A 17,131-nucleotide genomic window follows, 5' to 3' on the forward strand; every position below is an offset into this window, starting at 1 on the left:
GGTCATAAGCTGCTTGATGACGTCTGGTTGCTAGCCATCCAGAGCAACCGCCGGTGTTGTTAGTTCCTTACTTTGCGGATGTACGCGCTTGTAAAGTCAGAATACCCGTCTGATGTCGATCTCAAATGCGCTCGGGTCCATCTGTGCAGCGCGGGTAGCTGATGGAAGGGGACATTCGGAAAGGCGTGGTGCTCGGCGTGGTAGGGCATGTTCCAGGCCAGAAAGCGGATCAGGCGGTTGGTGAAAGTGGTTCGGGAATTCTCGAGCATATTCGCGACCGGCGGACAGAGCCCGTGCTCGGCCAGAAGGTACAGCCTCAGAAAGGGCTGGCCGACCAGAACGGGCAGCAGCCACAGCCACCACAGCAGGGGTGATATAAACAGGCTAACAAGCGCCATGGCGTAGAGGCCCAGCAGCACCCGCGCCTCCAGCCGCATGGCTTTGTGCTGACGCGCCGGTAGATAGGGAGCGTCGATCCGGCCACGGGTATTTTGCACCAGAACCTGCGCCATGCCGCGCCAATAGGGCCAACCGCTGAGGTAAATCAGCAGGCTGGGCCAGTTGTCGGGCTTGGGTTTGCCGCCCAGTTCGGGATCATTCTCGGGGTGGTTGGTCCATTTGTGATGGGCCAGATGAAAATAACGGAACCAGACAAAGGGCAGGGCAATCGGAGTCGCCACCAGATGGCCCACGACCTCATTCATCCAAGGGGATTTGAACGGCGTCTTGTGCGTGCATTCATGGCTGAGGGTAAAGAGGAAGACCAACAGGATACCCTGAGGCAGGATCAGCAAAGGCCAGAAAGGCACCCGCGCGATGATGCCGATACTGGTGGCAGACAACGCCAGTAGATACAGCGCCAGATGCCGCAGCCCGGCCGTGTTGGACCGCTCTTGTAGCTTGTCTTTAGTCTCGGCTGGAATGGACGCGATGAGGGCGCGGTGATCCATGGCTTAGCTTTTGGGTATATCGAAACCCGGCGCAGCCAGCTCGAACCTGTCGAACTCGAACCCCGGAGAAACCGTGCAGCTGACCAGCGTATAGGCGCCAGTACTGCGCGCAGCCTGCCAGTGGTTTTTGGGAACGATCAGTTGGGGCGCGCCTTGGGTTAGATCTGAGGATAGGAAATGTTCGGTCGCCGGGCCGTCATCCGAGGCGCTGAGCGACAATATCAGCGGATCGCCAGCGTGATACAGCCAGATCTCGGTCGCGTCGACACGGTGCCAGTGGCTGCATTCCCCCTCGGCCAGTAGGAAGTAGATACAGGTGCCGGTGGCGCGGCCTGCGTTGTCGGCGCGCCATGTCTCGCGGAACCAACCCCCTTCGGGGTGCTGTTGCAGGTTCAGGTGGTCGATAATCTCTTGTGCGGTCATGGGGCCCTCGGGGTGTTTGGGGCGATTATGCACGGGATCGCGCGATCCGCTATGGTATTCACGCAGAGGAGGAATATGTTTGCCGCATGACCCTTACGATCCCGTTTGACAACAGCTACGCCCGCCTTCCCAACAGCTTTTACGCTCGGCAGGCCCCGGTGCCAGTGAGATCGCCGCAACTGATCGCCTTTAACAGCGATCTTGCGGCGATCCTTCGCGTGAGCCCTGGTGAGGTGCAGGATATGGCCGAAGCCTTTGCCGGGAATACGCTACCCGAGGGGGCAGAGCCGATCGCACAGCTTTACTCGGGGCATCAATTCGGCAACTACAACCCCCAGCTGGGAGACGGCCGCGCGGTGCTTTTGGGCGAGACTGTCGGAACAGACGGCGTGCGCCGTGATATTCAGCTGAAGGGATCGGGCCCCACGCCTTTCAGCCGTCAAGGGGACGGGCGCGCATGGCTGGGGCCTGTGCTTCGTGAATACGTGGTATCCGAGGCGATGCACGCGCTGGGCATTCCCACCACACGAGCTCTGGCGGCTGTCGAGACCGGAGAGATCGTGCTGCGCGAGGGTCCAATGCCCGGCGCTGTCCTGACCCGTGTTGCGCGCAGTCATTTGCGTGTGGGGACGTTTCAGGTTTTTGCTGCGCGGGGACAGTTGGATAGCCTGCGCCGCCTGACCGAATACGCGATTGAACGTCACTACCCACAAGCCGATGGACCCATGGGCCTGTTGCGCGCCGTCGTACAGGTGCAGTCCGAGTTGATTGCGGCATGGATGAGTGTTGGTTTCATCCATGGGGTGATGAATACCGATAACTGTTCGATTGCCGGAGAGACAATCGACTACGGCCCTTGTGCGTTCATGGACAGCTATCACCCCAATACGGTCTACAGCTCGATCGATCGGATGGGGCGCTATGCCTATTCGAACCAGCCCGACATCGCTGTCTGGAATCTGGCTCAACTGGCCACCGCCTTGATCCAGCAGATGGAGGACAAGGACGCGGCGGTTGAGGAAGCGACCGAGATCATTCACGCCATGCCCGACCTGTTGCAGCAGAACTGGTTAGCACGTTTCCGGGCCAAGATCGGCCTTGCGACCAAAGAGGATGGCGATCAGCAGATGATCTCGGACCTATTGGCACGGATGGCGCAGGGGCAGGCGGATTTCACCAATACGTTTCGCGCGCTGGGTAGTGACGCGGCGCGGGATCAATTCGCAGATCCTCAGGCATTCGATGCATGGTCCGAGGGGTGGCATTCTCGCTTGGAACGCGAGGACGACCCAACGGCAACCATGTCCTCTGCGAACCCGGCCTTTATTCCTCGTAATCACCGCGTGGAACAGATGATACAAGCGGCGGTGCAGGGCGACTATGCACCGTTCCAGCGGTTGAATGACGTTCTTTCACGTCCCTATGAAGACCAGCCCGAGGCAGTTGACCTGACACATCCGCCGTCAGAGGCTGAGGTCGTTCACGCCACGTTCTGCGGCACCTGAGGGCGGCCCAGAATCTGGAATTGCAGACAAGCCTCTGACACGTCGATGGGCAAGGTCGGAGATATCAGCCCACTATCCGCCAGCATGACGGATTCGCGTTTGAGCTGGATTTCCCGTCCGGTTTCCGACTTCACATAGGTGCCCGACGTGCTGCGATCCGACAGGATCAGCTTGCCATCCTTCATGGTCAAAACCATGTGCAGGCGGGACACCCATGGTTGGCTCAATACCACGTCGCAATCCGGTGAACGGCCTATCTTTAACTCGCCATTGTCCTGACACCGCCACGAGCGGTCCTCGTGGGACACAACAAGCGTCAGCCCCTCAGGTGCGTTGAAATGCGCCTCGGTTCGACCATAAGACAAAGGCAGCCGCGTCTGGGTGAAAGTGCTCATGGTCGGGCTGATCAGAGAATGCGCGGCGAATTGCTCGGTCAGGCCCTTGAGGTTCAGCCGACCCAGTGGTTTGAGCATGCGGCGCAGGGAATCTGGCAACAACCCGGCGGCATCTTCACTGACGCATGCCTCACCGGGATTTGCCGCCGTTGCAAGGCGGGCAGTGATATTTACGGCCTCGCCATACACCCCTTTTTCGGCCAAAACGATCTGTCCGGAGTGGACGCCCACATGAACGGACAGAGAGGTTTCAGGCGATCCCTCGATCAGCTCCAGCACTGCGTTTATTGCGGCATTGGCATCCAGAAAGTAGCTAAGGACATCGTCCCCCTTCTGCCCAACCTGCGTGCCGCCATGTTGGCGCAACACATGTCTCAACCGATCCAGTTCGAGTTGGATCAACCTTTGGGCTTCTGTGTCCCCGACAGCCTTGTAGAGCGGCGTGCTTCCCGAGATGTCGGCAATTACCAGAGTGGCGAAGGTGGTTTCCACGTGAGATCCTTGGGTTCGGTTTGCGGCACTCTAGCTGCGCAGAACAGTTTGCACACGCGATTTGCGCTTGTTTAACGCACTTTGTGGCGAAATTCTCCTTTGAAAGTTGTTCTGTGCCTAACTCTTGGAAATTTCATGTTGCGCTGGGCGCAGGGCGTGGCACTGTTGGGGCTGATAATCAGCCCCGAACGCTATGACCTCTTTACCCACACTGCGTATTGCCAGCTACAATATCCAGAAATGTGTCGGTTTGGATTTCCGCCGACAGCCGCAGCGTATCATGCAGGTCATCGATAGCATGAAGGCGGATATCGTTGTTCTGCAAGAGGCCGACAAACGCCTGCCGCCGCGCCCGGCGGCCCTGCCGCACTTCATGTTGGACGAGGCCGGTTGGGAGATTGTCGATCTTGGAGGGGCGGGTAGTCTGGGCTGGCATGGCAACGCCGTGATCTGGAAAGGCGGTGCGATTGAGGTGCGTCAGACAGGCCATCACGATCTGCCGGGGCTTGAACCGCGAGGTGCGGTCAGAGTCGAATTTGACACCCCCATCGGCCCTTTGCGAGTCATGGGGATGCATCTGGGTCTATTGCCGGCTTCGCGCCGACAGCAAATTACTCATATCCGCCGATGTGACGAAGGCCTGCACGATATGCCTACGGTTTGGGCTGGTGACTTCAATGAATGGTCGCGCCAGCCGGTACTGGACCATCTGGCGCCGGATATGCGTTTCCTGCCTCCGGTCCCCAGCTTTCCCGCCGCACAGCCGCTGGGTGCACTGGACCGGATCGCACTTGGTGCAGGGCTTGAGGCGGTGGTGCATGGTGTCCACGATGCGCGGCCTGCGCATATTGCATCGGATCACTTGCCCATCTGGGCTGATCTGCGGCGCTTGGCCTAAGATACAAATCCCCGGTGGCGCAGAGTGCGCAGACGTACTAAGACAGAGAACCGAATATATCCCCGAGGGTCACTCATGTCCGATACGATCATCGCCCGTTGCGAAGCCAAGGGCCTGCGCATGACAGGTCAGCGTCGTACAATTGCACAGGTGCTGCAACAAAGCGAAGATCATCCGGATGTCGAAGAACTGTATGCCCGCGCCTCAAAGGTCGATGCGGGGATCTCCATCGCCACGGTCTATCGCACTGTAAAACTGTTCGAAGAGGCAGGGATTCTGGAGCGTCTGGAATTCGGCGACGGTCGCGCGCGGTATGAGGATGCTGAACGGGATCACCATGACCACCTGATCGACATGCAAACAGGTCAGGTCATTGAATTCGTAGACCCCGAGATCGAAGCGCTGCAGGAAAAGATTGCTGCCAAGCTGGGGTATAAGCTGAAAGGCCACCGGCTGGAGCTGTACGGCGTTCCGCTGGAACAAGACTGATTCATCACGAATCCCGAACGGTGATCGCACGCGAATTCATGTTTCTCGCGTGGATATCTCTTGCCTGAGTGATGGGCTTGCGATTTCTGTGAAGGGGCGGGCAGCGCTTTTCTGACGGAACGGATCATGAATAACGTAAACGGCATTCTATTGGTCGTCGGCGCAATGGCGGCCTTTGCGCTTGAGGATATGTTCATCAAGCACCTGTCGGTGTCAGTTCCGACCGGTCAGATCATGATTCTTTTGGGCGCGGTCTGTGGATTGCTCTTTGCCATTATGGCAGTCGGCACACGCAAACGGATCTTTGACAGGGTCGCATGGCGCCCTTTGCCGCTGATCCGCGCAGGCAGCGAAGGGATAGGCGCGATTGCTTTCGTGACCGCGCTGGCTCTAGTCGATTTGTCCACGGTGGCTGCGGTATTTCAGGCCATGCCGCTGGCCGTGACTGTCGGGGCGGCGCTGTTTCTGGGGGAACAGGTCGGCTGGCGCAGGTGGAGCGCGGTAGGCGTTGGTTTCGTCGGGGTATTGATGATCATCCGACCGGGGCTTGAAGGGTTTCAGCCTGAGACCCTGTTAGTCGTTATTAGCGTTGTTTGCATTGCCGCGAGGGATCTGATCACGCGTCGATTGGATGCCGACATTGCGTCGTCGGTTGTGGCTCTGCAGGCTTATATCGCGGCGATTTTGGGTGGGCTGGTGCTTATGGTAGTTCAGACGCAACCGCTTGTCCCACTTGGTTTTGCGCAGATGGCGCCACTGATCGGGGCCGTCATCTTCAGTGTCATCGGCTACTATGGCATCGTCACCGCTATGCGAGTGGGCGATGCGTCGGCGCTGACTCCGTTCCGCTACACGCGATTGGTTTTTTCGATTGCCGCGGGCATGATTATGTTTGGAGAGCGACCGGACCTGATGACGATTGCAGGGGCCTCACTCATCCTTGGCTCGGGCCTTTACACTTTCCTGCGGGAACGTCGTTTGGCGCGGGATATGGCCGCTGTGGCCTGACGGATCGTCGCAGGTTTGCGCAAACACCTGCCGTGAATCATGTTAGCGATAACATGCGTGGTTTACTTTTTGCCTCGTGATGCTATGAGGCGTGCAACTTATTGCAGCCACAGGGACGGGCCTCATGAGCACGATTATCGACATCCACGCACGCGAAATTCTGGACAGCCGGGGCAACCCGACGGTCGAGGTGGACGTGATCCTGGAAGACGGAACCATGGGCCGGGCGGCTGTGCCCTCGGGCGCGTCCACAGGGGCCTATGAGGCGGTGGAAAAGCGCGACGGTGACAAGGCGCGCTATATGGGCAAGGGCGTGCTGGAAGCGGTTGCTGCCGTGAACGGCGAGATCGCCGAGGAACTGGTGGGTTTTGACGCTACTGAACAGGTTGCCATCGACCAGGCGATGATCGAACTGGACGGGACCGAGAACAAGGGCCGTCTGGGCGCAAATGCCATTTTGGGCGTGTCGCTGGCCACAGCCAAGGCGGCGGCGGATTTTACCACCCAGCCTCTGTACCGCTATGTTGGCGGCACCTCTGCCCGCGTTCTGCCGGTGCCGATGATGAACATCATCAATGGTGGCGAGCATGCGGATAACCCGATCGACATTCAGGAATTCATGATCATGCCGACCTCGGCCAGCAATATCCGCGAGGCGGTGCGCATGGGGTCCGAAGTGTTCCACACACTGAAAAAAGAACTGTCCTCAGCCGGACTGGCCACCGGTGTCGGCGATGAGGGCGGCTTTGCGCCGAACATCGCCTCGACCCGCGAGGCGCTGGATTTCATCCTGAAGTCCATCGAAAAGGCGGGCTACAAGCCGGGTGAGGAAATCCATCTGGCGTTGGATTGCGCCGCCACGGAATACTACAAAGACGGCAAGTACGTGCTGGCGGGCGAGGGGATCACACTGACGTCCGAGGAAAACGCGGCCTATTTGGCAGCGCTGGTCAATGACTACCCGATCATCTCGATCGAAGACGGCATGTCCGAGGATGACTGGGACGGTTGGAAAGCCCTGACCGACGCCATCGGCAACGAGGTGCAACTGGTGGGTGACGACCTGTTCGTGACCAACCCCGAACGTCTGGCCGAAGGCATTGATCGCGGCTGCGCCAACTCGATGCTGGTCAAGGTGAACCAGATCGGCTCGCTGACCGAAACGCTGCGCGCCGTCGATATGGCGCACCGTGCGCGCTACACCAACGTGATGTCCCACCGATCGGGCGAAACCGAGGACGCGACCATTGCCGATCTGGCCGTAGCGACGAACTGTGGTCAGATCAAAACTGGCAGCCTCGCGCGCTCGGACCGCTTGGCTAAGTATAACCAGCTGATCCGCATCGAAGAGTCACTGGGTGAGGTGGCCGAATACGCCGGGGCGTCGATCCTGAAGCGCTGATCAGCGTAATACAGATAAATCTGACCCGGTCTTTCAAGGAAGGCCGGGTTTTTCATTTTGAAACCCGAATCTTGTGGCAACTAGAGAGCTGTGTGCCTTTAGTCGCACGACCGAAGTACGCTGCCGGGCCGTTCTTGTTCGCCTCAAAATTGCAGTCAGGTGACGCTAGGTAAAGATTCTTCAATTATTTCTAGAAAAATTGTGCTTCGATTCTAATCCCTTGGCAGAAGATTGAGGCCATAACCTCAATTATGTGTGAACTTTTACCTATTAGCGAGACCCCGCCGCCAAGTATCTTGGAGGAACTACAGAAAAGGAGAATACCATGTCAGGTTCTAAATTCCTTCTCGCGGTTTCGTTGATCGGTACTGTTTTCATGGCGGCCTGTTCGGCGCCCGGAGTGTACCCAATTTCGGGTCAGTCGGTCTCGACTTCCGACCCCGTGAAGAACATGGATTCCCCCACCTATATGTACAGCGGTGAAATGCGCTAAGGCGCGTTCTCCGGGGGGCTGAACAAACAATTGCTATCAGAGCTTTTTGCTCATCAAAACATACCGATCGCGCGGTTTGAAGCCAGTGCGCAGATATAATTTGTGCGCGGTTTCATTGGTGCGGTCGACCTCAAGGTGCAAAGCGGTGAGCCCGGCTCCGGCCAGGGCTTTCGGCAAATCTAACAGGACTTCTGTGGCGATGCCGCGCCCGCGCACTGCGGGGCGGATGTAAATCTCGTCGATGAAGGCATCCATGCCGCCGAACTCGATTGACCAGCCGAAGGTCAGTATGACGTAGCCAAGCGGCGCACGGGCAGGACCAATCAGGTAGACGCAGCCATGTGGAATGCCCTCAAGCAGCGGTGCCAGTGCTGCGCGCCTGTGATCGGTATCTTGGTCGATGCCAGCTTCGGCGTGGAATGCCGAGACGAGACCGATCAACCTGTCCAAATCCTCGGGGCGGGCGAGTTTTAATGCTGCGCTCATAGTCTTGCCAGCCTTTCGGTGAGCAGGTCAAAGAACCCCTGCGCGTCGACGTCACCCATGAACATGGCGTTTGCAGGGCGATCTGTGACGCGCCACCAATCGGCTACGGTCATCCCCAGTGTCAGCTCCGATTGGGTTTCGATCTCGACATTGACAAGACGACCCGAGAACAGTTCGGGGCGGATCAGATAGGCGGTGACGCAGGGATCGTGCAGGGGTGCGCCCTCCGATCCGTATTTTTCCTTGTCGAACCGTTCGAAGAAATCAGTCATCTCGGCCACTGCGTGTCCGACCTTGCTGTCCAACGCGCGGAAGGCGTCGTTGCGGTGTGGCGTGACCAGCGCGTCATGGGTCACGTCCAGTGGCATAACGACGATGGGCGCGCCGGATTTGAACACGATATCAGCGGCTTCTGGGTCGACATAGATATTGAATTCCGCCGCCGGAGTGATGTTTCCGACCTCAAAATAAGCGCCGCCCATCAGCACGATTTCCTGTATGCGGTCGACGATATCAGGGGCCTTGGTGAAAGCCGTCGCGATATTGGTGAGGGGGCCCAGCGGGCACAGTGTCACCGTGCCCGGTTCCTGCGCGCGCAGGGTGTCGATGATGAAATCGACCGCGTGCCCTTGGGCCAGCGGCATTTGCGGATCTGGCAGAACGGGACCGTCCAGGCCGGTTTTACCGTGCACGTGTTCGGCCGTGACCAAAGGGCGGTTCAGCGGTCGATCACAACCTGCATAAACTGGCACGTCCGTGTGGCCGGCCAGTTCGCAGACGATGCGCGCGTTCTTGGCGGTCAGCTCAAGGGGCACGTTTCCGGCGACGGCGGTGATGCCCAGCACGTCGATCTCATCCGGGCTGGCCAGCGCCAACAGGATGGCGACGGCGTCGTCCTGACCGGGGTCGGTGTCGATAATTATTTTGCGCGGCATGGGGGTCTCCGAGGGGCTAGAAGCGCGGACACTCGCAAGTGTCAAAGCACTTGTCCAGCGGTTTCAGGCCCCGGTGGGCACATCTACCGGCGGGAGTTTGCCGTTGGCGCGATGCTCCTCGGTTTTCACATCGTCCCATAGGGCGTCCATCTCGGCCAAATCGCTTTGGCTGGGTGTTTTACCGCGTTCGGCCAGGCGGGATTCGACCTGTTCAAAGCGGCGGGTGAACTTGGCGTTGGTGCGGCGCAGAGCGGCCTCAGGCTCGATCCCCAGATGACGGCCCAGATTGACGATCACGAACAGCAGATCGCCGAATTCATCTTCGAGCGCGTCGGCATCCATGCTGTCGCGGGCCTCTTCCAACTCGGCGGCTTCTTCGGTGATCTTGGCCAACACATGGCTGGCATCGGGCCAGTCAAACCCCACGCGCGCGGCGCGTTTTTGTAGCTTATGGGCGCGCAACAGGGCAGGCAGGTTGGCGGCCACACCGTCCAGTGCGCCTTTCAGTTCCTTTCCTGCACGTTCAGCGGCTTTGATCGTCTCCCAATCCAGAGTCTGTTGTTCAGCCGACTTGTCACGGGATTCGTCACCGAACACATGCGGATGACGCGCGACCATCTTGTCCGACATGGTGCGGACCACGTCCTGAAAGGTGAAATGTCCCGCTTCTTCAGCCATTTGCGCGTGAAAAACCGATTGGAACAGCAGGTCGCCTAACTCTCCCTTCAGCTCGTCATAAGCCTCGCGTTCGATGGCGTCGGCGACCTCATAGGCTTCTTCGATCGTGTAGGGGGCGATGGTGGCGAAATCCTGTTCGATGTCCCACGGGCAGCCGGTTTGCGGGTCACGCAGGCGACGCATGATTTCCAGCAAACGCTCGATCCCGGCGTCGCTATCGTGGATCAGAGGATTTTCGGCCATTGCGAACCCTTTCGTTCCGGTGTCAGATGCATCCATTCCGCAGACCGCTACAGGAGTCCACCCCAGATGCCCGTCGTCAACCGAATTGCCGATTATGCCGCCGATATGACCGCATGGCGGCAGCACCTGCATTCGATCCCCGAATTGGAGTTTCAGTGCCACCAGACGGCAGCTTTTGTCGCCGACCGGCTGCGCGAGTTTGGTGTAGATGAAATACATGAGGGCATCGCTACAACCGGTATCGTCGCAATCATCAATGGGCAGGCCGAGGGGGCGACGATCGGATTGCGCGCCGACATGGATGCGCTGCCGATCCCGGAAGAAACGGGCGTGGACTATGCCTCGAAACACCCCGGTAAGATGCATGCCTGCGGTCATGATGGGCATACTACGATGCTGCTGGGTGCAGCCCGTTATCTGGCCGAGACGCGAAACTTCGCGGGCCGCGCGGCGTTGATCTTTCAACCTGCCGAAGAAGAGGGCGGCGGCGCGGATATAATGGTGCAGGAAGGCATCATGGACCGGTTCGACATCGCGCAGGTCTATGCGCTGCACAATGCTCCGAACCTGCCCGAAGGCGCTTTTTACACCACGCCTGGGCCGATCATGGCCGCGGTTGATACGTTTCACGTTCACATTCAGGGCGTGGGCGGTCATGGTGCCATGCCCCACGAAACCCGCGATCCGGTGATGGCCGCCTGTGGCATCGCTCAAGCACTGCAGACCATCGTCAGCCGCAACCATTACGCGCTGGACGATCTGGTGGTTTCGGTCACCCAAATTCATACCGGGTCTGTCAACAACGTGATCCCAGATACTGCCTATATCAACGGCACCGTGCGCACCTTTGACCCGGAGGTGCAGAAGATGGTGATGGAACGCATGGGGCAGATCGTTGCCGGGCAGGCGGCCTCATACGGGGTTGAGGCCGAGCTGGATTACGAGGTCAACTATCCCGCCACCATCAATGATGCCGGCAAGGCCGGATTTGCCGCTGAGGTGGCCCGCGAAATCTCGGGCGAAGGGCTGGTGGTCGAAAACATGACCCGCAACATGGGGGCTGAGGATTTCTCGTACATGCTGAACGCGCGCCCCGGCGCGTATCTGAATCTGGGGCAGGGCGAGGGCGCCGGGTTGCACCATCCTAAATACAACTTCAACGACGAAATCGCGCCTGTAGGGGCTTCGTTCTTTGCGCGGATCGTCGAAAAGGCACAGCCGCTGGGCTGACAAGGAAAAGACATGGGACTGGAAGACGCAAAAACTCAGGTGGATGAAGCATTCACCAACCCCGATCTCAAGGGGCTGTCGTTCGAGAATACGTTTGGCGGGGCAACCTCATTCCTGCGGCGGCTCTATACGAAAGATCTGAAGGGCGTGGATATCGCCGTGACGGGCGTGCCGTTCGATCAGGCCGTTACCAACCGCCCCGGCACAAGGCTGGGTCCGCGCGCCATGCGTGAGGCGAGCGCGCTGCAGTCGCCAGATGCGCCTTATGGTTGGCCCTTTGATGCGCTCAGCGAGCTGGCCATCGTGGATTATGGAGATATGGCCTATGACTATGCCAATATTCCGGCCTTTCCCGATACGCTCACAGATCATATCCGCACCATCCTGAATGCCGATGTGGCCTCGGTCACTTTGGGCGGGGATCACTATATCAGCTTTCCGATCCTCAAAGCCTATGCCGAGAAATACGGGCCGATGTCGCTGCTGCAATTCGATGCGCATACGGACACTTGGGCCGATGACGACATGACCCGCGTGGATCACGGCACGATGTTCTACAAGGCGGTGAAATCGGGGATCGTGGACCCGAAACGCTCGGTTCAGGTGGGGATCCGCACCACGAACGAGGACACTCTGGGCGTCAACATCATCGACGCGCGCGAGGTTTACGAATCCGGCCCCGCCGCCGTGGCGCAAAAGATCAAAGGCATTCTGGGCGACAGCCCCGTTTATCTGAGTTTTGACATCGACGGCTTGGACCCGGCCTTTGCGCCGGGCACCGGGACGCCCGTCTGGGGTGGGCTGAGTTCGATCCAAGCGCAGATCATCCTGCGTGACATTGCCGGGATCAACATCAAGGGCGGTGATGTGGTCGAGGTCTCTCCGCCCTATGACACATCGGGCGCGACGGCGATTGCCGGGGCCCACGTGGCGACGCAGATTATTTGCCTTTTGGGGTGGAACAAGCTCATGCCTTAACCATTGGTTAGCCATATTTCCGGTATCACCTTAACCAAAAGGTCGGACGGGAGAGATACGGGCATGACACAGTTTAACCAACCCATCAGCGGCAATGATCTGGCGCGGTTTTCGGGTCCGAACACGTTCATGCGCCTGCCGCAGGCAGACTCGTTGGCCGGGCTGGATGTGGCCGTGCTGGGCATCCCGATGGATATCGGCACCTCATGGCGGTCGGGCACGCGGTTTGGTCCGAAACAGATCCGCGCCGAAAGCGCGATGATACGGCCCTACAACATGGCCAGTTTTGCCGCGCCCTTCGACAGCCTTCAGATTGCGGATATCGGCGATCTGGCAATCAACACGTTTTCGTTGTGCGATAGTTTGAAAATAATACGCGAAAGCTATGACGCGATTCTGGCGCAAAACGTGACACCGGTTGCGATGGGAGGCGATCACTCGATCACATTGCCGATCCTGCGCGCGATTGCCGCCAAACACGGGCCGGTGGCGCTGGTCCATGTGGACGCCCATGCTGACGTGAACGATGAGATGTTTGGTGAAAAGGAAACTCACGGCACCGTCTTCCGCCGCGCCTATGAAGAAGGGCTGATCGTCCCCGACAAAACCTTTCAGATCGGTATCCGAGGCTCGGGCTATTCCGCGTCGGACTTTACCGAGGCCAAGGGCTGGGGGTTCAAGCAGTTCCCTGCGTGGGAACTGTGGCAACAGAATCTAACCGTGATAGGCGCACAAATCCGAAAGGATATAGGAGAGCATCCGGTTTACGTTTCCTTCGATATCGACAGTCTCGACCCATCCTTTGCCCCCGGCACCGGCACACCCGAGATTGCTGGTCTGACCACCCCACAAGCGTTGCAGCTAATTCAGGCTTTGCGAGGGATGAATGTGGCAGGGTGCGATCTGGTCGAGGTGTCTCCGCCCTATGATACTACGGGGAACACGGCGCTGACCGCTGCCAACCTACTGTTTGAAATGTTGTGCATTTTACCCGGAGTGACGTGACGGTACGGGGTGTCAAACCTTGCAGATGGGGCGCGTGCCGTTAGTTTGCCCTCAAAGCAAAGGGATAAATGATGAAGATGGTTCTTTGGCTGATCGTGGGGGCGGTGATTGCACTTGGGTTCTACATCCGACTTGCGCCCTCGGACCCTGCGCGCTGGCATTTGGCGGTTGCTGGTACTACGGATGAGGACATGCAAGGTGGGGTCATCCGTGTGGTCGAAACTGGGCCAGACGGCCTAGCAAAACTGGACGTGCTAGCACAAGCCACACCGCGCACCACCGTTCTGGCCGGATCTGTCGAGGATGGAATGATCACCTATGTCACCCGTACCCAAGTAATCGGCTTTCCCGACTACACCACGGTTCAGCAGGACGGCGACGTTCTGCGTATCCATGCCCGTCTGCGCTTTGGGCGTTCAGATTTTGGGGTAAACCGAGACCGTGTTGATGGGTGGCTTGCTGCGCTCCAGCTCTGAGGACAAACACCCTTCCGAAACCTCGCGCCACATCGGGACGTTTAGTGACATCTGGCACTGCGCCATGAACATGCGGCCATCGACTTTTAGGCAGATCATCTGGCCCAGATCCACGCGCGCGCCTGACTTGTCCGTGCAATAGCAGTCGCGCACCTTTCCGTCCGGCCCGACGTAGTCCGCCATGGCAGGCACCGCAAACAGCGATAAAATCAAAACCAACCCCTTCATGACGGGTAGCTTAGCACAAGCTCGGCCCTTGACCAAAGCCGCAGATTAGGGGACACCGCCGGGATGATCCCCGAAGAACGCCTTGAGCAGATAACCCAGCGATTCCAGTATCTCGAAGCGGCCATGTCAGATGGTGCTTCGGGTGGGGATATTGCGGCTCTGGCCAAAGAATATTCCGACCTCAAGCCTGTGGTCGACCAGATCATGGCTTGGCGGCAACTGCGCGCCGATCTAACTGAGGCTCAGGCGATGCTGGCTGATCCCGACATGAAGGAACTGGCCGAAGAGGAAATCCCCGATCTACAAGCCCGTATCCCACAGGCCGAACATGCGCTGCAACTGGCGCTTTTGCCTAAAGATGCAGCAGACGCGCGCCCCGCGATGTTGGAAATCCGCCCCGGCACAGGCGGGGATGAAGCCGCGCTATTCGCAGGCGATCTACTGCGCATGTATCAGCGCTACGCTGAGGCGCGTGGCTGGCGGTTCGAGATTATCGAGGAGCAGGCTTCGGACCTCGGTGGGGTCAAGGAAGTCGTGGCCCATATCAAGGGCGACAATGTCTTTGCGCGCATGAAATACGAATCCGGCGTCCACCGGGTGCAGCGCGTGCCCGAAACCGAAAGCGGTGGGCGGATTCATACATCGGCTGCGACGGTCGCAGTTTTGCCCGAGGCCGAAGATGTCGATATTCAGATCGACGCGAATGACATTCGGATCGACACAATGCGCAGCTCGGGCGCGGGGGGACAGCACGTGAACACCACCGACTCGGCGGTGCGGATCACTCACTTGCCGACAGGGCTTGTTGTGACCAGTTCCGAGAAATCGCAGCACCGCAACCGAGAGATTGCGATGCAGGTTCTGAAAACGCGTCTCTATGACCTGGAAAGGCAGAGGATCGACAGCGAACGTTCGGCAGATCGCGCCAGTCAGGTCGGTTCGGGTGATCGTTCCGAGCGAATCAGGACGTATAATTTCCCGCAGGGCCGTATGACCGATCACCGCATCAACCTGACCCTGTATAAGTTGGATCAGGTGATGCAGGGCGATCTGGATGAGGTGATCGACGCACTGACCGCCGATGATCAGGCGCGCCTGCTGGCCGAGATGGCCCTATGAACGGTCTGCAAACAGCGGCTCAGGCGATGGTGGCAGCCACGTCTCGCCTGCGGGCTGCAGGGGTCGATGATCCTGCACGTGATGCTCGGGTCCTGCTGGCCCACGCTGCCCGAATCGAAGCCAGCCGGGTCACCCTGATTGCGCCGGAAGAACTGTCGCACGAGATCGCTGAACGCTATGATCAGCTTATTTCGCTGCGCGCCATTCGCGTTCCCGTGTCGCATCTGCTGGGCGAACGTGAGTTTTATGGCCGCAGGTTTCGCGTAAGTCGTGATGTTCTGGATCCGCGCCCTGAAACCGAGATTCTGATCGAGGCCGCGTTGAGCGGACCGTTTGATCATCTGTTGGATCTTGGAACGGGTTCGGGCTGTATTCTGATCACGCTGTTGGCCGAACGCGCAAGTGCTTCGGGTGTTGGTGTCGATCTAAGCGAGGCCGCCTGCCTGCAAGCGAGCGCCAATGCGGTTCAACATCAGGTCCATACCCGAGCCGAGATACAGCAATCAGATTGGTTTGAGAGCATAGAGGGGCAATATGACCTTATCGTCTCGAATCCGCCCTATATTTCGCTATCCGAGATGAATGATTTGTCACCGGAAGTCCGCGAGCACGAGCCTCGCATGGCGCTGACGGATGAGGGGGACGGGTTAGGAGCCTATCGTCGCATTGCTGCCGATGTCCCGGATTATCTAGTCCCCGGCGGTCGGGTGCTGGTGGAAATCGGCCCGACGCAAGGTCACGCGGTTGCCGCGCTATTTCAGGCGGCTGGGCTGGCAGAGACGCGGATTATTCCTGATCTGGATGGCCGTGACCGTGTTGTCTTGGCCAGAATGCCTGGGTGACGGCACATACTGAGGCTGAAAAGCGCCGATTGATGTAAAAAAGCTGCGAATTTTGGGATAAAGCCCTTGTCTGAACGCGCAGGACATGTTTACTCAGGATTAGTCGGAGAGGTTGACGCTATTGCAGCGCACCCCTGACGCCAAGCCCAAAAAAGTCGACATCGCGTTCCGGCTAAAGCCTTTGAGCAATGCAAGATGCGACGTGATCGACAGTGAATGATAAGGCTGACGAAAGTAGATGAGATCTTCCAAATCCCGCTCGCGGGCCAAGAATAACCGCAATCGTCCTTCTGGCGGCAACGTTGTAAACCGGGTCTTTGACAGCTCGGGGCCGGAAGGCAAGGTGCGCGGCACGCCCCAGCAGATCATTGACAAGTACAACCAGCTTGCCCGCGACGCGCAGCTGTCCAACGACCGTGTGGCTGCTGAGAACTTTCAGCAACACGCCGAACATTACCTGCGTTTGCTGAGCGAAGCGCAGCGTGAAATGGAGGCACGTCGGGAAGAACAGGAACGCCAGAACCGCGAACGGCAGGCCGAACGCGACCGAGAACGCGCGGAGCGTCAGGAACGTGAAGCGGCCCGCCAGGCCGATCCGGCCGAAGCACCGCAACCAGACGTCATGGATTTCAACGCCGAAGCGGCCCCGGAATCCGGTTTGGTGGAAACGCCCGAGGCCAAGGGGTCTGATGTTCCCGAAAAGAAAGAAAAGCCTGCCCGCAAACCGCGTGCCCGAAAGCCCAAACCAGCACCTGCCGCTGAAGAGGCTACTGCCGATAAGGGTGATGCACCTGAGGCGGCCGAGTAGGCCGCGTTAGATATGGAATGGAAAGCCCTGGTCAAGTGACCGGGGCTT

20 protein-coding genes are annotated in these 17,131 nt (G+C 58.7%); 13 read left to right on the plus strand and 7 right to left on the minus strand.

The annotated features are described in order from the left end of the window. Positions 1–59 precede the first annotated feature (59 nt). Both GOW48_RS07835 and GOW48_RS07840 read right to left on the minus strand, forming a co-directional pair. Positions 60–950: a fatty acid desaturase gene (locus GOW48_RS07835; RefSeq protein WP_170752721.1), complete on the minus strand. Its 891-nt coding sequence runs from the start codon at positions 948–950 to the stop codon at positions 60–62. A gap of 3 nt (positions 951–953) precedes the next feature. Next, on the minus strand, positions 954–1,373 hold the full coding sequence (locus GOW48_RS07840; protein WP_170752723.1) for a cupin domain-containing protein: 420 nt from the start codon (positions 1,371–1,373) through the stop codon (positions 954–956). 86 nt (positions 1,374–1,459) lie between these two features. Between GOW48_RS07840 and GOW48_RS07845 the strand changes: the two genes are divergently transcribed. Further along, entirely contained in the window at positions 1,460–2,878 is a 1,419-nt protein-coding gene (locus GOW48_RS07845; RefSeq protein WP_170752725.1) for a protein adenylyltransferase SelO, read from the plus strand. Here GOW48_RS07845 and GOW48_RS07850 read toward each other — a convergent pair. After that, positions 2,854–3,765 carry an FHA domain-containing protein gene (locus tag GOW48_RS07850; RefSeq protein WP_170752727.1) on the minus strand — a complete coding sequence of 304 codons (912 nt, stop codon included), beginning with the start codon at positions 3,763–3,765 and terminating at the stop codon, positions 2,854–2,856. The genes GOW48_RS07845 and GOW48_RS07850 overlap by 25 nt on opposite strands. 193 nt (positions 3,766–3,958) lie before the next feature. Here GOW48_RS07850 and GOW48_RS07855 point away from each other — a divergent pair, with 193 nt between their 5' ends. The 5 genes from GOW48_RS07855 to GOW48_RS07875 all read left to right on the plus strand — a co-directional run bounded on the left by GOW48_RS07855 (position 3,959) and on the right by GOW48_RS07875 (position 8,055). Beyond that, entirely contained in the window at positions 3,959–4,663 is a 705-nt protein-coding gene (locus GOW48_RS07855; RefSeq protein ID WP_170752729.1) for an endonuclease/exonuclease/phosphatase family protein, read from the plus strand. Between the two features lie 75 nt (positions 4,664–4,738). After that, positions 4,739–5,152: a Fur family transcriptional regulator gene (locus GOW48_RS07860; RefSeq protein ID WP_170752731.1), complete on the plus strand. Its 414-nt coding sequence runs from the start codon at positions 4,739–4,741 to the stop codon at positions 5,150–5,152. A 126-nt stretch (positions 5,153–5,278) separates the two neighbouring features. Beyond that, positions 5,279–6,160, plus strand: a complete 882-nt coding sequence (locus GOW48_RS07865) for a DMT family transporter (protein WP_170752733.1) — start codon at positions 5,279–5,281, stop codon at positions 6,158–6,160. Positions 6,161–6,284: 124 nt separating this feature from the next. Beyond that, positions 6,285–7,562 carry a phosphopyruvate hydratase gene (gene eno, locus GOW48_RS07870; RefSeq protein ID WP_170752734.1) on the plus strand — a complete coding sequence of 426 codons (1,278 nt, stop codon included), beginning with the start codon at positions 6,285–6,287 and terminating at the stop codon, positions 7,560–7,562. Positions 7,563–7,887: 325 nt separating this feature from the next. Next, the gene (locus tag GOW48_RS07875) at positions 7,888–8,055 is read left to right on the plus strand and encodes a hypothetical protein (RefSeq protein ID WP_170354408.1); all 168 of its coding nucleotides are present in this window, start codon (positions 7,888–7,890) and stop codon (positions 8,053–8,055) included. A gap of 36 nt (positions 8,056–8,091) precedes the next feature. Here the strand turns inward: GOW48_RS07875 and GOW48_RS07880 are convergent, their stop codons facing one another. From GOW48_RS07880 to mazG, 3 genes are all read right to left on the minus strand, one after another. After that, a complete protein-coding gene (locus tag GOW48_RS07880) occupies positions 8,092–8,541 on the minus strand; it encodes a GNAT family N-acetyltransferase (RefSeq protein WP_170752737.1) in 450 nt (149 codons plus the stop codon). Continuing rightward, on the minus strand, positions 8,538–9,476 hold the full coding sequence (locus GOW48_RS07885; protein ID WP_170752739.1) for a nucleoside hydrolase: 939 nt from the start codon (positions 9,474–9,476) through the stop codon (positions 8,538–8,540). The genes GOW48_RS07880 and GOW48_RS07885 overlap by 4 nt, the downstream gene beginning before the upstream one ends. 63 nt (positions 9,477–9,539) lie before the next feature. Continuing rightward, a complete protein-coding gene (mazG, locus tag GOW48_RS07890) occupies positions 9,540–10,397 on the minus strand; it encodes a nucleoside triphosphate pyrophosphohydrolase (RefSeq protein WP_170752741.1) in 858 nt (285 codons plus the stop codon). Positions 10,398–10,463: 66 nt separating this feature from the next. On the opposite strand from mazG, the gene GOW48_RS07895 reads away from it, so the two are divergent. The 4 genes from GOW48_RS07895 (at position 10,464) to GOW48_RS07910 (ending at position 14,086) form a co-directional block, all read left to right on the plus strand. After that, complete coding sequence (locus tag GOW48_RS07895) at positions 10,464–11,627, plus strand: M20 aminoacylase family protein (RefSeq protein ID WP_170752742.1); 1,164 nt, start codon at positions 10,464–10,466, stop codon at positions 11,625–11,627. Positions 11,628–11,639: 12 nt separating this feature from the next. Continuing rightward, on the plus strand, positions 11,640–12,605 hold the full coding sequence (gene speB, locus GOW48_RS07900) for an agmatinase (protein ID WP_170752744.1): 966 nt from the start codon (positions 11,640–11,642) through the stop codon (positions 12,603–12,605). Positions 12,606–12,668: 63 nt separating this feature from the next. Further along, positions 12,669–13,610, plus strand: a complete 942-nt coding sequence (gene speB, locus GOW48_RS07905; RefSeq protein ID WP_170752746.1) for an agmatinase — start codon at positions 12,669–12,671, stop codon at positions 13,608–13,610. A 71-nt stretch (positions 13,611–13,681) separates the two neighbouring features. Next, on the plus strand, positions 13,682–14,086 hold the full coding sequence (locus GOW48_RS07910; RefSeq protein ID WP_170752748.1) for a DUF1499 domain-containing protein: 405 nt from the start codon (positions 13,682–13,684) through the stop codon (positions 14,084–14,086). Here GOW48_RS07910 and GOW48_RS07915 read toward each other — a convergent pair. Next, a complete protein-coding gene (locus GOW48_RS07915) occupies positions 14,027–14,269 on the minus strand; it encodes a hypothetical protein (RefSeq protein ID WP_414478930.1) in 243 nt (80 codons plus the stop codon). The genes GOW48_RS07910 and GOW48_RS07915 overlap by 60 nt on opposite strands. Positions 14,270–14,377: 108 nt before the next feature. On the opposite strand from GOW48_RS07915, the gene prfA reads away from it, so the two are divergent. The 3 genes from prfA (at position 14,378) to GOW48_RS07930 (ending at position 17,083) form a co-directional block, all read left to right on the plus strand. Beyond that, positions 14,378–15,433: a peptide chain release factor 1 gene (gene prfA, locus GOW48_RS07920; protein WP_170354400.1), complete on the plus strand. Its 1,056-nt coding sequence runs from the start codon at positions 14,378–14,380 to the stop codon at positions 15,431–15,433. Continuing rightward, positions 15,430–16,275: a peptide chain release factor N(5)-glutamine methyltransferase gene (prmC, locus tag GOW48_RS07925; protein ID WP_170752752.1), complete on the plus strand. Its 846-nt coding sequence runs from the start codon at positions 15,430–15,432 to the stop codon at positions 16,273–16,275. The genes prfA and prmC overlap by 4 nt, the downstream gene beginning before the upstream one ends. A gap of 238 nt (positions 16,276–16,513) precedes the next feature. After that, positions 16,514–17,083 (plus strand): DUF4167 domain-containing protein, encoded by a 570-nt coding sequence (locus GOW48_RS07930; RefSeq protein ID WP_170354398.1) that lies wholly within the window; start codon positions 16,514–16,516, stop codon positions 17,081–17,083. Positions 17,084–17,131: the final 48 nt, after the last annotated feature.

This window comes from Ruegeria lacuscaerulensis (assembly GCF_013033355.1).
Taxonomy (GTDB): domain Bacteria; phylum Pseudomonadota; class Alphaproteobacteria; order Rhodobacterales; family Rhodobacteraceae; genus Ruegeria; species Ruegeria lacuscaerulensis_A.

Bases quoted from the DNA above. Each gene is read 5' to 3' on its own strand.
- GOW48_RS07865 (WP_170752733.1), top strand. From the start codon at position 5,279: ATGAATAACGTAAACGGCATTCTATTGGTCGTCGGCGCAATGGCGGCC.
- eno (WP_170752734.1), top strand. From the start codon at position 6,285: ATGAGCACGATTATCGACATCCACGCACGCGAAATTCTGGACAGCCGG.
- GOW48_RS07880 (WP_170752737.1), bottom strand. From the start codon at position 8,541: ATGAGCGCAGCATTAAAACTCGCCCGCCCCGAGGATTTGGACAGGTTG.
- GOW48_RS07895 (WP_170752742.1), top strand. From the start codon at position 10,464: ATGCCCGTCGTCAACCGAATTGCCGATTATGCCGCCGATATGACCGCA.
- mazG (WP_170752741.1), bottom strand. From the start codon at position 10,397: ATGGCCGAAAATCCTCTGATCCACGATAGCGACGCCGGGATCGAGCGT.
- GOW48_RS07885 (WP_170752739.1), bottom strand. From the start codon at position 9,476: ATGCCGCGCAAAATAATTATCGACACCGACCCCGGTCAGGACGACGCC.
- GOW48_RS07835 (WP_170752721.1), bottom strand. From the start codon at position 950: ATGGATCACCGCGCCCTCATCGCGTCCATTCCAGCCGAGACTAAAGAC.
- speB (WP_170752744.1), top strand. From the start codon at position 11,640: ATGGGACTGGAAGACGCAAAAACTCAGGTGGATGAAGCATTCACCAAC.
- GOW48_RS07930 (WP_170354398.1), top strand. From the start codon at position 16,514: ATGAGATCTTCCAAATCCCGCTCGCGGGCCAAGAATAACCGCAATCGT.
- prmC (WP_170752752.1), top strand. From the start codon at position 15,430: ATGAACGGTCTGCAAACAGCGGCTCAGGCGATGGTGGCAGCCACGTCT.
- GOW48_RS07860 (WP_170752731.1), top strand. From the start codon at position 4,739: ATGTCCGATACGATCATCGCCCGTTGCGAAGCCAAGGGCCTGCGCATG.
- GOW48_RS07840 (WP_170752723.1), bottom strand. From the start codon at position 1,373: ATGACCGCACAAGAGATTATCGACCACCTGAACCTGCAACAGCACCCC.
- GOW48_RS07915 (WP_414478930.1), bottom strand. From the start codon at position 14,269: ATGGCGGACTACGTCGGGCCGGACGGAAAGGTGCGCGACTGCTATTGC.
- GOW48_RS07855 (WP_170752729.1), top strand. From the start codon at position 3,959: ATGACCTCTTTACCCACACTGCGTATTGCCAGCTACAATATCCAGAAA.
- speB (WP_170752746.1), top strand. From the start codon at position 12,669: ATGACACAGTTTAACCAACCCATCAGCGGCAATGATCTGGCGCGGTTT.
- GOW48_RS07875 (WP_170354408.1), top strand. From the start codon at position 7,888: ATGTCAGGTTCTAAATTCCTTCTCGCGGTTTCGTTGATCGGTACTGTT.
- GOW48_RS07845 (WP_170752725.1), top strand. From the start codon at position 1,460: ATGACCCTTACGATCCCGTTTGACAACAGCTACGCCCGCCTTCCCAAC.
- prfA (WP_170354400.1), top strand. From the start codon at position 14,378: ATGATCCCCGAAGAACGCCTTGAGCAGATAACCCAGCGATTCCAGTAT.
- GOW48_RS07910 (WP_170752748.1), top strand. From the start codon at position 13,682: ATGAAGATGGTTCTTTGGCTGATCGTGGGGGCGGTGATTGCACTTGGG.